We start from the raw sequence: 14,170 nt of genomic DNA on the forward strand, positions 1-14,170 counted from the left end.
CACTGTTAAAATACTTCTGAGAGATGAGGAGATTTAATATGTCGTTTTATTCAATTAGAAATGAACTTCTAGAACATTACAAATCAGAAGTTGAACTTAAATATAAAATGCTGAATGGACTTTTTTTAGGATTACCTCTTGATAAAGAACATTATGCAAATTCAAAACTAGAAGCTTTTTCAAATTTTTGTAAAACTGAATTAGCAAATGGTAAAAACTCAATAGAGATTGTTGAAAATTCATTTTCAGAATTATCTGAAGAGGAAAAGCTTAAAATCTTTATCAAATTTATTCGATTTATAGAAAGACAAATAGTTCTAATAGATGCTCTTGAAGAGGCTGCTTATGCAAAAACACATGATTTAAATGGCGAGTACAGCATAACTAGATTAATAAGAGAAGTTGAACAAAACAAAAAACAAAATACCTTTTCAAAAGAGCTAAAAGAATATAAAGCTCGATTAGTACTTACTGCTCACCCAACACAATTCTATGCAAAACTTGTATTACCTATTATTAATGATCTAAAAAAAGCAATCATCGAGAATGATATAAACAAAGTACGTGATATCTTCTTACAAATGGGAAAAACCAAGTTTAGTAATAAAACTAAACCTTCTCCAGAAAATGAAGCTAAATCTATAATTTGGTATTTAAAATATGTTTTTTACAATACTATACCCAAAGTCCAGCACAAATTAACAGATGATTATACAAACATTGAAATAGGTTTTTGGCCAGGTGGAGATAGAGATGGAAACCCTTTCGTTACAGCTTCAATAACTAAGAATGTTTCATCTCATTTAAGAAAAAGTATTTTTAATTGTTACAATAAAGATTTAAAAAAATTAATTAAAAAGCTTACTTTTGATAAAGTTCATGAAGATCTTGTAAAAATCAGAAAGCGATTAAAAACTGATAAATATAAAACAGTTGAGCAATTTATAAATGCTTTGAATAAAATTAAAGAAACTATAGAAACTCAATACGACTCATTATTTATTAGTAAGCTTAACAACCTTATTTTAAAAGCTAAAATATTTGGTTTTCATTTTGCAAAATTAGATATTCGTCAAAATGCTAAAATACATCACGAATTTTTCACTGAAATATTTAGAAAAAATTATAAGTTAGACTATAGTAAATTAACTAATGATGAGAAGATTGAAGCTTTAATAAAATTATGTAAAGAAAAAACTCTTAATGAATTAAAAATAAGCAGTAGTTTAGCTAAAGAACTAATTGCAACTATTGAGGCTATCCAATCAATACAAGAGCAAAATAGCTATCAAGCTATTGAAAGATATATTATAAGTAATGCCGACTCTACTATTAGTATCTTAGAAGTACTAGCTTTATTTAAATTATTCAATAAAGGCACCAAAAACAAAAAAATAAGAATTGAGGTTGTTCCTTTATTTGAAACAATGGATGATCTAGAAAACTCAACTACTATTATTGATGAGCTGCTTAAAATAAAACTTTATAGAGATAATTTATCTGTTTGGAAAAACACTCAAACTATTATGTTAGGATTTTCTGATGGAACTAAAGATGGTGGCTATTTTATGGCTAATTGGTCTATACTTGAAGCTAAAAAATCGCTTAGCGAATATTTTAAATCCAAAGGAATAAAACCTATCTTCTTTGATGGCAGAGGCGGCCCCCCTTCTCGTGGTGGTGGAGATATGTTCTTGTTTTATAAAGGTTTATCAAATGTAGTTTCAAACCATGATGTACAAGTAACGATTCAGGGGCAAAGCATATCCTCTAAGTTTGGGAACTCAGATACAGCACAATATAACTTAGAACAAATATTAACTTCTGGGTTATACGGTAAACTTAATTTACATAATGCTCAAAAGTTAAACGCTACAGAAAATAAGCTTATAACTGATATAGGTAAACTTTCATTTGATGCTTACTCAAAACTAAAAAACCATCAAAAATTTATGGGTTACTTAACAGAAATAACCCCTTTAAAATATATTAGTGATATGAATATTGGTTCACGCCCTGCCAAAAGAAATTCTGGGCAAGATATAAAATTTGATGATTTACGAGCAATTCCTTATGGTACATCTTGGATGCAGATGAAGCAAAATATTCTTGCCTTCTATGGATTAGGAACTGCTATTGATACGTTAGCGAAAGAAGATCAAACAAACCTAGATATTCTAAAAAGAATATATAATCGTTCATTAATTATTAAAGGTATTTTTGATAATGCTCTGCAAAGCATTGGTCAAACCAATTTTGATTTAACTAAACATATAAGCAAAGATAATGAATATAGCGACTTTTGGAAAGAGCTGCATAATGAATACACTTTAGCCAAAAAATATTTATTTTCTATTACAAATAAAGATGAATCTTTTTTACATCCAAATCCTGTAAAAGAAAAGTCTATTCAAATGAGGGATGATATAACCTTACCTCTTGGAATTTTGCAACAATATGCCCTTAACTGCTTAAGAAACGATCCAAACCACCGTTTTGCAGAACTACTAAAGACTATAATAAAGAAATCTCTAGCCGCAAATATTAATGCAAATCAAAACTCTATATAAGCTTTTTATTCTTATATTCGTGTAATGTTGATAAAATTATTAAAACTCTAAAATTAAAAAGAAAAATCTTGATCAAACGTATACTAAATAATCATATACTTTCAAAATCTTTACTCACCATGTTTGTTCAGGCCTTAGGGCAAGGCTGTGCATTTATTACAGCTATACTTTTAGCTAGAAGTATCTCTATGACAGATTATGGATACTATATATTTGGTATTACTCTTGCAACTATATTAGCAGTAATTGCAACTATGGGGGCTGGTGGTATTTTAGCACGAACTTGGGGAAGATCTGATAAACAAGGCTTTGAAAGAGATCAGGAAACTTTTGAGACACATAACTGGTATTTTAAAAGAGGTTTTACAATAATAATCATCACTATGGCTCTTGCTATCCTATATGGTTATTTTGAAGATAACTTTAATTATATTGAACTCTATGCTTTAGCCTTTGCTATACCTTTCTTTATGGCAAATATTTTACAGTCCTTTTTTGTAGCTAAAAGATTGGTAGTTTTTGCCAACCTTATTCAATTAGGATTACGAATCTTAATGTTAATATCAATCTCAGCTTTCTTAGCTCTAAGTCTTCAAAATGTAACCTCCTTAGTTGCTTCGATGTTTATACTAATGTTTTTTTATATATTCATTATATGGTCAAAGCAAATAGTGAAGTTTAACTTTAAGAGCCTAAAGCCAATAGGAAGTAATATGTCTTTTGCCTTAATGCAATGGGGACTATTATTGCTTTCTCAAGTAGATATATTAATATTAAAAGGTATATCCTCTGCTCAGGATATAGCGATATTTGGTGTCGCATTACAACTAAGTGCTCTAGTAGCTTTTGTTTTAAATGCAGTCAACTCAAACGTACTCTCACATATAGCTGACGATTATAAAAACTGTCCTAGAGAAGAGTTTCAAAAGAGAGTTACATCATATACTAAGATTATATTTTTCTTATCACTCATAGCTATAATTGGGTTACTAATTTTTGGCTACCCAATAACTTTATTGTATGGAAGCAAATATATTCCATCATATTATGTTTTCTGTATATTAATGATAGGCCAATTAATAAATATTTTATCTGGATGTGTTGCTACTATTTTAAATATGGCTGGTTTTGAGAAAAATACTTGCGTGGCTTTTTATATCGCTCTAACTATAAATGTAATTTTAGGTATAATCCTGACAAATTTTTATGGAATATACGGCTTAGCAATAGCATCTTCAATTTCTATGGCATATTGGAATATGCATTTATTGATTGAGGTAATGTTAAAGATTAAAGTAAACCCCACTATTATAAAGGGGCTAAATAGATTTATAAAATAAAATTAAAAACCGCCATTATCTACTGTTTGCTTAGTAGACTGTCCAGCCTTTTCTAAAGTGTTACCTGCAGCATTTCCTACATCTTGAGTTTTATTTTCTGCAGCATTCCCTACATCTGTTGCTGTATCTTTAGTAGCATCCCATGCATCTGTAGTTGTATCTTTTGTAGCATCCCATGCATTTGAACTTGTATCTTTAGTAGCATCCCACGCATCTGAACCTTTATCTTTAGCAACACCCCAAACATTTGATGCCGAGTTTTTAGTAGCTCCCCATGCATTAGATGCTGTATCTTTAGTAGCTCCCCAAACATTTGATGCAGACTCTTTAGTAGCTCCCCATGTATCACTAGCATCTGCATTTACAAACAATGGCAAACTTATAACACAACAAACACCAGCTAATACTAACTTTTTAGTTTTACTCATACTACATACTCCTATTGCTTATATGCTATATATTTTATCATATTACTAATAACTGGATTAAGCTTATTTTTATATAATACTATCTTTCAACATTTTGTATTTTGAATGCTATAATTTAGCAGTAGTGGAATTAAACCTATATAAGATCAATTTTTGAGAGATAGATGTCTACAGATATATCAAAAGAAAATAAAAAAACTGCTAGTTCATGGTTAAGACACATATCAAAACCAGCTAAAAAATGGATAAATTTAACTGTATTAATAAGTTTTACAAGTGGTTTATTATTAATTGGTCAACTATATTTATTAGCACATATTTCTTATGAAGCTTATATTAAACAACACACACTAAATCAGCTTATTAACTATTTTATAGGAATAATAATTATTGTTATTTTAAGAGCTATACTTAGTTGGGCTAAGGAGATTGTAAGTTATAAAGCTGCTTCAATAGTGAAAAAGCAACTTAGAGAAGACCTTATAGAACATATAAATAAATTAGGTCCAATAAAAATATCTAAAATGTCTAGTGCTGAGCTTACGAGTACTGTCATGGAACAAGTTGAAGGATTAACAGGATTTTTAACAAAATTTTTACCACAAATAACCCTTTCTGGACTTATGCCGTTAGCTATCTTAGTTTTCATTTTTCCTCAAAGTATAGTCTGTGGTGTAATACTATTAATATGTGCTCCTTTAATTCCTTTATTTATGATAATTGTTGGTTTAGGTGCAGAGTCAGAAAGCCAAAAACATTTTAAAACCCTGGCTAGAATGAGCAGCACTTTTCTAGATACTTTGAGAGGATTAACAACTTTAAAACTTTTTGGAAAAAGTAAATCACAAAGCCAAAAAATATTCGAAGCTTCTGATGTATATCGTATAAGAACCATGAAAGTTCTAAGAATTGCTTTTTTATCTTCAGGCATCTTAGAAATGTTCTCTGCAGCCTCTATTGCTATTGTTGCAGTATATTTAGGTATGGGATTCATTAATGCTGGAGAAAATAATAATATTTGGTGGGCTCTGAATAACATGACGCTACAAGGAGCTTTATTTATATTACTATTAGCTCCAGAGTTTTTTATGCCTCTTAGAGAACTTAGCACTCACTATCATGCGAAAGCAGAAGCTATAGGTGCAGCTCTAGAAATTGCAAAAGTCTTTGAAATAACAGCTATGGATAATAATAAAAAAACTCCCATAGCAGATTCTATTAATAAAATTACCATAAAAGATTTAGAGGTTATGTATGATGATAAAACTGCCCTAGACAAAATCAGCATATCAATAAAAGATAAAGAAAAAGTCGCTATCGTTGGTGCAAGTGGTGCTGGCAAAACAACATTAATAAATACAATCCTTGGATTTATAGATTATGAAGGATCAATTAATATTAATGATAAACAAGAGCTAAGAGAGATAGATGAAAAATCTTGGCTAAAAAATATTTCTTGGCTTGGACAAAATGCGACTTTATTTAAAGGTTCTATAAAAGATAACTTACTAATAGCAAATAAAAATGCCTCTGATGAAGACCTAAATAGCGCTTTAGAAAAAGCTAACCTTCTAGCTTTTATAAACTCTTTGCCTTTAGGAATAAATACTGAAATTGGAGAGCAAAATATAGGTTTATCAGGAGGGCAAGCTCAAAGACTAGCCTTAGCTAGAGCATATTTAAAACAACATCAATTACTTATATTAGATGAGCCAACAGCTAGTCTTGATAAAGAAAGTGAAGGAAAAATTATTAACTCTTTAAAAGATTCTTGGCAAGAGAAAACTGTGATAATCCTGACTCATAAATTAAGCTTCTTAAATTGTGTTGATAATATTATCGTGCTCGATGAAGGAAAGATTATACAACAAGGATCATTTAATGATCTTGTAAATGATCAAGATGGAGCATTTTATGGTTTTTATAAAAATGAGGTGACCGAATGAAAAACCTTTTACCTTTTATAAAACTTTTCAGAAATCAGTCTCAGTGGATGTTATTTGGGACATTGCTTGCTTGGTCAGCTATACTGATGGGGATTGGACTGATGTCTCTATCTGGCTGGTTTATTTCATACACAGGCTATTTAGCAACTACAAGTTATGCTGTTGCATCAACATTTAATTTCTTTTATCCTGCTGCTGGGGTCAGAACATTTTCTCTAGGTAGAATCGTCTCTCGTTATGGTGAAAGAGTTTTTACTCATGAAGCAACTTTTAAGATTCTTTCTGACATAAGAGTATGGTTTTACAAAAAACTTGAACCCTTAGCGCCTTCTCACCTACTCAAGTATAAAAGTGGAGATCTCCTAGGTAGACTTGTAAATGATGTTGCAGCATTAGACAATCTATATGTAAGGATCATTTCTCCTACTATAGTTTTTATTTTAGCTTGTTTATCTATTTCTATTTTATTTTGCTTTTTCAGTATTAAACTAGCTTTGACAACTCTAATCCTAAGCCTAATAACTGGCTTTGGGACACCATTCATAAGTGACCTATTAGCTCGTAAAAAATCTCAGCAATTAAATGAAAATAGTTCAGCTCTAAAAACTCAAGTAGTTGAGCATATATCTTCTTTAGCTGAACTTAAAATTTTTGATTTAGATGGTTATCACTTTAATAAAATTAAAGAGCAAAACTCTGAACTTATAAATAGTGAAATAAAGCTAAGTACAGTCTCTGGTACTGGTGCAGCCATTATGACTTTTTGTCTAGGTTTTATAATAATAGTTACTACAATGATAGCTGTATCGCTAGTTGAAAGTGGTCTTTTAAACGGAGCATTTATAGCCTTAATATTTTTGGGAATTCTTGCGTTATTTGAGTCAATTATGCCTCTTCCATTAGCTTATCAATATTTAGGAAAAACGATATCTGCTGCGAAAAGAATACTTAAAATAACAAACTCTAAACCTGACATCATTTTCGATAATTCAAATTATATTCAATTAGAATCTTATGATATAAGCTTTAAAGATGTAGATTTTGGATACACTAATGACAATTTAATTTTAAAAGATTTTAATTTAGAAATAGAAGATCAACAAAAAATAGCCTTATTCGCACCTACAGGATCAGGAAAATCTACAATAGTAAATTTACTAGCTAGATTTTGGGATATCAATAAGGGCTTTTTAACTATTTGTGAGCACTCTATAAAAGATTTTAGTGAGAGTCAACTTAGAGATATGATGACCATAATAAATCAATCTCCTCATATATTTAATGGAGGTATTAGAGAAAATTTACTATTAGCAAATGATAAAGCAACTGATGAACAATTATGGAATGCTTTAGAAAAAGTATATATGAAAGATTATGTCCTATCACTTAAAAATGGTTTAGATACATGGACTGGTGAGTATGGTAAACACCTTTCTGGAGGACAACAAAAAAGGATAGCGTTAGCTAGAGCATTTTTAAGAGAGTCTCCAATTTTGATTATGGATGAACCAACAGAGGGCTTAGATAAAGAAACAGAAGTAAAAGTTTTTGAAAATATTAAAACTCTAATGCAAAATAAGACTGTCATATTTATAACTCATAATAAGAATTTACTTAAAAATTTTGATATAATTATTAAGCTTTAATCTAATAAAACTGTAAAATGAGTCATATAAAATATAGAAAAGATATCGATGGCTTACGAGCTTTAGCTATTATTCCAGTGATCTTATTTCATTTAGACATTAGCTGGATTCGAGGAGGCTTCTTAGGTGTTGACATTTTCTTTGTAATATCGGGATATCTTATTTCTTCAATTATTCTTAGAGATCTTAAAACAGGTACTTTTTCTATTAAGAATTTCTACCTTAGAAGAATACGAAGAATATCTCCAGCGCTAATAACAGTTCTTTTAGTTTCTTCTATTTTCGCATGGATAGTTCTTTTACCACAAGATCTTCTAACGTATGCAAAATCAGTAATAAGCACTATTCTATCTGTTTCAAACTTATTCTTTTTTTACACTCTAAATTTTGGATACTTTAGTTCTGACTCAAATGTTATACCTTTACTACATACTTGGTCTCTTGGTATTGAAGAGCAGTTTTATTTTTTTTGGCCTATAATACTTATTATAGTTTTCAAATTTAAATTAAATTCAAGTAAAAAACTTTTCTTTATTTGCTTATCTCTTTTAATCATTTCTCTTATTTTATATTTCTTTTCTGATGCTCAATACTATTACTTTCCTCTAACAAGAGCTTTTGAGTTATTATTTGGTTGTCTTATTGCAATAATAATCAATTTAGGCAAACCCAAATTTCCTAAAAATGAGAAAACAAATAGTTTTTTTAGTTTCATCTGTTTTCTTTTTATAATAATTTCATTATTTGCAGATGTGAAGTATGGTAGTGTTTGGCCAGTTATTATATGTATAGGCACCGCAGGATTTATATATCTAGGAGCCAATCAAAAATATTTCTCCTTTTGCCATAGAATATTTTCAAATAGAGTCCTCGTATCAATAGGACTTATTTCATATTCATTATACTTATGGCACTGGCCTATTATTGCTTTTATTAACTACCTTAGTATTGAGAAAGCTATCTTAGTTGACATAGTTATTATTTTTCTAACTTTTTTATTAGCCATACTCACATACTTTTTTGTGGAGAAACCTTTCAGATATCGGAAGTCATCTTTATTTAAGTCTTTTAACCTACTAATAATTTTACCTTTACTATTGTGCGGCCTTTTCTTTATTACTATAAAAGAATATCCAAATGCCGTTTTTAACAATACGAACACATCAAGCACTTCAGATCCGAATAGTTTAGATAAGATGATTAATTGCTGGAATAGAACTCCTTTAGAATTAACAAAAGAAGATATAGAAAAATGTGTAAATAATAAAAAAACTGATGTAGTTCTATTTGGAGATTCTCATGCTATGGCAAGTAGCCACATGGTTAATATTTGGTTAAGGCAACGCGATCTCTCTGGCGTAATATTTGGAACAGATGCTCTTAATACTGTCAATGGAATGTACAATCAAAATATAAAGCAAAAAATTCAAAATATAATAGACATTACTCACCCCAAATATATTATTTTTGCTGGATGGTGGACTTATTATACTAAGGATACTATGAATGGATTTAACGGTTTAGAAGAAGCCATCAAAACCTCCTTAAACAATAATATAAAAACTTTATTAATTCTTGATGCTCCATCTTTATTTGAAAAGAAACCCTATTGTAGTGAACTTAAATTATCAAAAATTCTTAATATTAATTGCGATATGCCATATAAAAATGTGATCAATGAGCAAAAGGAATCACTGGAACAAATAAAAAAAATAAAGAAAGACTTTCCTTCTTTAGAGATAATCGATATAAAAAAAATTACTTGTGATAAAAGTACTTGCTTTAGTGCTATAGAAAATAATCCAATATATCTAGATAATACTAAAATGAAATGGAATTATCATAATTGCCACCTGAATACTTTTGGATCACAAATAATAGGCAAATTATATATGGAAAAATATGGTAACCCATTAAACTAATAAAATATGAGCAATATAAAATATAGAAAAGATATTGATGGTTTAAGAGCTCTTGCTGTTATAGCTGTTATCCTATATCACCTAGATATTTCGTGGATTAGAGCAGGCTTCCTTGGCGTAGATATTTTCTTTGTGATATCTGGCTTTCTAATAACTTCTATTATAATTAGAGACTTAAATAATAACTGTTTCTCTATTAAAAATTTCTATCTTAGAAGAATCAAAAGAATTTTACCCGCTCTATTAATTGTACTTATAACAACAACATTCTTCGCTTGGCTTATTCTATTGCCTGAGGATCTATATAGCTATGCTCAATCACTTGTTTCCGCTATAGCTTCATTTTCTAATATCTTTTTCTTTGCAACTCTAAAATTTGGATATTTTAGTTCCGATTCAACTATTATCCCTTTATTACATACATGGTCTTTAGGCATAGAAGAACAATTCTATATCTTTTGGCCTATCATCCTCATAGTAGCTTTTAAATTTAATATAAAATCTAATAAACAAATATTTATTATTTCTAGCATATTATTAATCTCATCTTTAATTGCTTTCTTATCAATAAAAAATCAAATATTCTATTACTTCCCTTTTACTAGAGCTTTCGAATTATTATTTGGGTGTTCATTAGCAATTCTAATGAATTCAAGTAATATTAGATCTGAACCAGAAAAAAAATCTCTTTTCCTTAATATACTCGCTCTAACCTTACTAATTATCCCTCTTTTTGCAGATGTCCATTATGCAAGTTTATGGCCTGCTATAATATGTCTAGGTACTACACTATTTATATATCTAGGAAATAGTAGCCAGCCATCTCCTATTCATAAAGTATTTTCTTATAAAATATTTGTCTATACTGGGCTTATATCATATTCATTATACTTATGGCACTGGCCCATTATTGCTTTTATTAACTACCTCAGTATTGAAAAAACTATCTTAGTTGACATAATTATTATTTTTCTAACTTTTATATTAGCAACACTTACATATCATTTTATAGAAAAACCTTTTAGACAGAAAAAATACTCATTCAATAAAGCCCTTTCTTTTCTTTTCATTATCCCCCTTATTATTGCTTGTATATTATTATTTATAATCTCAAAATATCCTAAAATTGGATATAATTACGCAATTTCAGGATACTATACTGTCAGACAAGCAGTTACTTCGTATGGATATATTGGTGACTATAATTTCAATATAACTAATTGTAGAAACTCTAACCCAAATAGCATAAATATAAATAAAACTGAAATTTCTAATTGTATAAAAAATAAAAAACATTTTGATGTTGTGTTGTTTGGAGATTCTCATGCTGCTGCTTTTACTCCTATGGTATCTTCATGGACAAAACCATTAAATTTGTCTACAGTTTCTTTTGGTGAATCACAGGATAAAATTCAAGATCTTATATATAAAAAAGATATTGAACAAAGCATACAAAATATTATAGATTTAACACATCCTAAAATATTTATTTTTGCTGGATGGTGGTCCTCATATACAAAAAATACAACTGACACCATAAAATACCTTAATAAAGCCGTAAAAAAAGTGACTGAGAATAATATCCCTACACTAATAATCCTTGATTCTGCACCAATATTTGATAAAAAGCCAAATTGTGGAATGACGCGAATAACCTCATTATTGAATCAAGAGTGCTTTAACAATCTAGATTTAGTTAAAAAAGATCAAAAAGAATCTATTAAAGAGATTAACAATATAGCCCAAAAAAATAGCTTAGTAAAAACTATTGATATAAATAAAATTATCTGTGATGATAAAAAATGTTATTTATCTATAGATAATAAAATATTATATAGTGATAACGCTAAAATGACCTGGGGAATATATAACTCTCATCTCACTAATTATGGTTCTATGCTAGTTGGCAAATTATATATGGAAAAATATGGTAACCCATTAAACTAATAAAATATGAGCAATATAAAATATAGAAAAGATATTGATGGTTTAAGAGCTCTTGCTGTTATAGCTGTTATCCTATATCACCTAGATATTTCGTGGATTAGAGCAGGCTTCCTTGGCGTAGATATTTTCTTTGTGATATCTGGCTTTCTAATAACTTCTATTATAATTAGAGACTTAAATAATAACTGTTTCTCTATTAAAAATTTCTATCTTAGAAGAATCAAAAGAATTTTACCCGCTCTATTAATTGTACTTATAACAACAACATTCTTCGCTTGGCTTATTCTATTGCCTGAGGATCTATATAGCTATGCTCAATCACTTGTTTCCGCTATAGCTTCATTTTCTAATATCTTTTTCTTTGCAACTCTAAAATTTGGATATTTTAGTTCCGATTCAACTATTATCCCTTTATTACATACATGGTCTTTAGGCATAGAAGAACAATTCTATATCTTTTGGCCTATCATCCTCATAGTAGCTTTTAAATTTAATATAAAATCTAATAAACAAATATTTATTATTTCTAGCATATTATTAATCTCATCTTTAATTGCTTTCTTATCAATAAAAAATCAAATATTCTATTACTTCCCTTTTACTAGAGCTTTCGAATTATTATTTGGGTGTTCATTAGCAATTCTAATGAATTCAAGTAATATTAGATCTGAACCAGAAAAAAAATCTCTTTTCCTTAATATACTCGCTCTAACCTTACTAATTATCCCTCTTTTTGCAGATGTCCATTATGCAAGTTTATGGCCTGCTATAATATGTCTAGGTACTACACTATTTATATATCTAGGAAATAGTAGCCAGCCATCTCCTATTCATAAAGTATTTTCTTATAAAATATTTGTCTATACTGGGCTTATATCATATTCATTATACTTATGGCACTGGCCCATTATTGCTTTTATTAACTACCTCAGTATTGAAAAAACTATCTTAGTTGACATAATTATTATTTTTCTAACTTTTATATTAGCAACACTTACATATCATTTTATAGAAAAACCTTTTAGACAGAAAAAATACTCATTCAATAAAGCCCTTTCTTTTCTTTTCATTATCCCTCTTATTATTGCCTGTATTAATCTTTTTATATGCAGTCAGCAATCCCAATTAGATTATAAGATAGGATCTCTAGATCAGAAAATTATAAACCGTACAAAAGATCTCAATCATTCTGTTTTCTATTGTGAAGATAAAGTGTTTAATAAAGATGGAAGTATTAATCCAATTTTATTAAAAACCTGCTCACATAACAAAGAGATAGATATTGTCCTTTTTGGCGACTCTCATGCTAGAGCTATCTCTCAAATGATAAGATTATGGAGTGAAGATAAAAAATTATCTTTGCTTGAAATAGATAATAATGCTTTGTCGATCCTTGATGATGTTTATACAGAAAGATTTATAGATAAAGACTTATACCCAATAATAGATAATATAAAACCAAAAATCTTTATTTTTGCTGGTTTCTGGAAAACTTATACCAACTGGAAAGGCGACAACAAATTTAGCTATATTGAAAAAAGTATAGAAATATTACATAAAAAAGGAATTGAGCCAATTATTGTTCTAGATTTTCCTTCTCTTCTAAAAAATAAACCTACATGTGGCTTTAAAGATTTCGACTTAAAGAATAATAAACCTCTAGGCTGTATAAATAAACTTGATAAAATCTTAGATGATCAAAAAGAAAGTTTAGAAGAAATTAATAAATTGAAACAAAAATATTCATTTTTAAAAATAATAGACACAACGAAAATCATTTGTCCTGATAAAAAGTGTAAAAATGTATTAGATGGTAAGATTATTTATATGAACAATGATAATGGAAACAGTCATTTAAACTATATAGGAGATCTTCTTGTAGGAAAAATTTATCTAAAAAATGAAGGAAATCCTTTATAAAAAAAGGTTCATAAGGTCAGAAATATGTTAAAAAAAATACTATGTATTATTTCTTTAATACTTTTTTTATCTGTAACTAGTTTTGCTCAAGAAAATAAGTTTTTAAGAGAAAGTCCTATAAATAATCCTACTTACGATACTCCACCTAAAGAAAATAGCATAGGCACCATTCTAATGACACCAATAACAATTGCGGGTATCGCTGTTGCATCTGTAGTGATGATACCTGTTGGTTCTCTTACTGGTTTTTTTGGTGGCGCTGTCATGTCGCCCATGATTTTTGATAATGGAGACTACATAAGTGACAGAGAAATAGTAAGGGTATTTGAGATCCCTGCAGCTGCAGGAGGATTAGCTATGGGAGGAGCAATTTATATGACTGGTAAGCTTCCTGTTGAAACAGCTAAAAGTCTTGGAGAATCTGCTCAAGAAAATGGTTATATGGTTTAAT

The 14,170-nt window shown here is 29.1% G+C and carries 9 protein-coding genes; 8 read left to right on the forward strand and 1 reads right to left on the reverse strand.

Annotation, left to right across the window (positions count from 1 at the left end):
• Positions 1-38 precede the first annotated feature (38 nt).
• Both DNK87_RS03540 and DNK87_RS03545 read left to right on the forward strand, forming a co-directional pair.
• Complete coding sequence (locus DNK87_RS03540) at positions 39-2,570, forward strand: phosphoenolpyruvate carboxylase (RefSeq protein ID WP_119330173.1); 2,532 nt, start codon at positions 39-41, stop codon at positions 2,568-2,570.
• Between the two features lie 68 nt (positions 2,571-2,638).
• Positions 2,639-3,910 (forward strand): oligosaccharide flippase family protein, encoded by a 1,272-nt coding sequence (locus tag DNK87_RS03545; protein WP_119330172.1) that lies wholly within the window; start codon positions 2,639-2,641, stop codon positions 3,908-3,910.
• Positions 3,911-3,912: 2 nt separating this feature from the next.
• Here DNK87_RS03545 and DNK87_RS03550 read toward each other — a convergent pair whose 3' ends face one another.
• Entirely contained in the window at positions 3,913-4,338 is a 426-nt protein-coding gene (locus DNK87_RS03550) for a hypothetical protein (RefSeq protein ID WP_119330171.1), read from the reverse strand.
• A gap of 164 nt (positions 4,339-4,502) precedes the next feature.
• Between DNK87_RS03550 and cydD the strand changes: the two genes are divergently transcribed.
• From cydD to DNK87_RS03580, 6 genes are read left to right on the forward strand one after another with little or no spacing between them, the layout of a single operon-like run.
• Positions 4,503-6,284 carry a heme ABC transporter permease/ATP-binding protein CydD gene (gene cydD / locus DNK87_RS03555; protein ID WP_119330170.1) on the forward strand — a complete coding sequence of 594 codons (1,782 nt, stop codon included), beginning with the start codon at positions 4,503-4,505 and terminating at the stop codon, positions 6,282-6,284.
• Complete coding sequence (gene cydC, locus DNK87_RS03560; RefSeq protein WP_119330169.1) at positions 6,281-7,930, forward strand: heme ABC transporter ATP-binding protein/permease CydC; 1,650 nt, start codon at positions 6,281-6,283, stop codon at positions 7,928-7,930. Before cydD ends, cydC begins: the two co-directional genes overlap by 4 nt.
• A gap of 17 nt (positions 7,931-7,947) precedes the next feature.
• Positions 7,948-9,852: an acyltransferase family protein gene (locus DNK87_RS03565; RefSeq protein ID WP_159240202.1), complete on the forward strand. Its 1,905-nt coding sequence runs from the start codon at positions 7,948-7,950 to the stop codon at positions 9,850-9,852.
• Positions 9,853-9,858: 6 nt separating this feature from the next.
• The gene (locus tag DNK87_RS03570) at positions 9,859-11,799 is read left to right on the forward strand and encodes an acyltransferase family protein (protein ID WP_159240204.1); all 1,941 of its coding nucleotides are present in this window, start codon (positions 9,859-9,861) and stop codon (positions 11,797-11,799) included.
• A gap of 6 nt (positions 11,800-11,805) precedes the next feature.
• Positions 11,806-13,719, forward strand: a complete 1,914-nt coding sequence (locus DNK87_RS03575; protein WP_159240206.1) for an acyltransferase family protein — start codon at positions 11,806-11,808, stop codon at positions 13,717-13,719.
• 24 nt (positions 13,720-13,743) lie between these two features.
• The gene (locus DNK87_RS03580) at positions 13,744-14,169 is read left to right on the forward strand and encodes a hypothetical protein (protein WP_119331296.1); all 426 of its coding nucleotides are present in this window, start codon (positions 13,744-13,746) and stop codon (positions 14,167-14,169) included.
• Position 14,170 lies beyond the last annotated feature (1 nt).

This window comes from Pseudofrancisella aestuarii (assembly GCF_003574475.2).
Taxonomy (GTDB): Bacteria; Pseudomonadota; Gammaproteobacteria; order Francisellales; family Francisellaceae; genus Francisella; species Francisella aestuarii.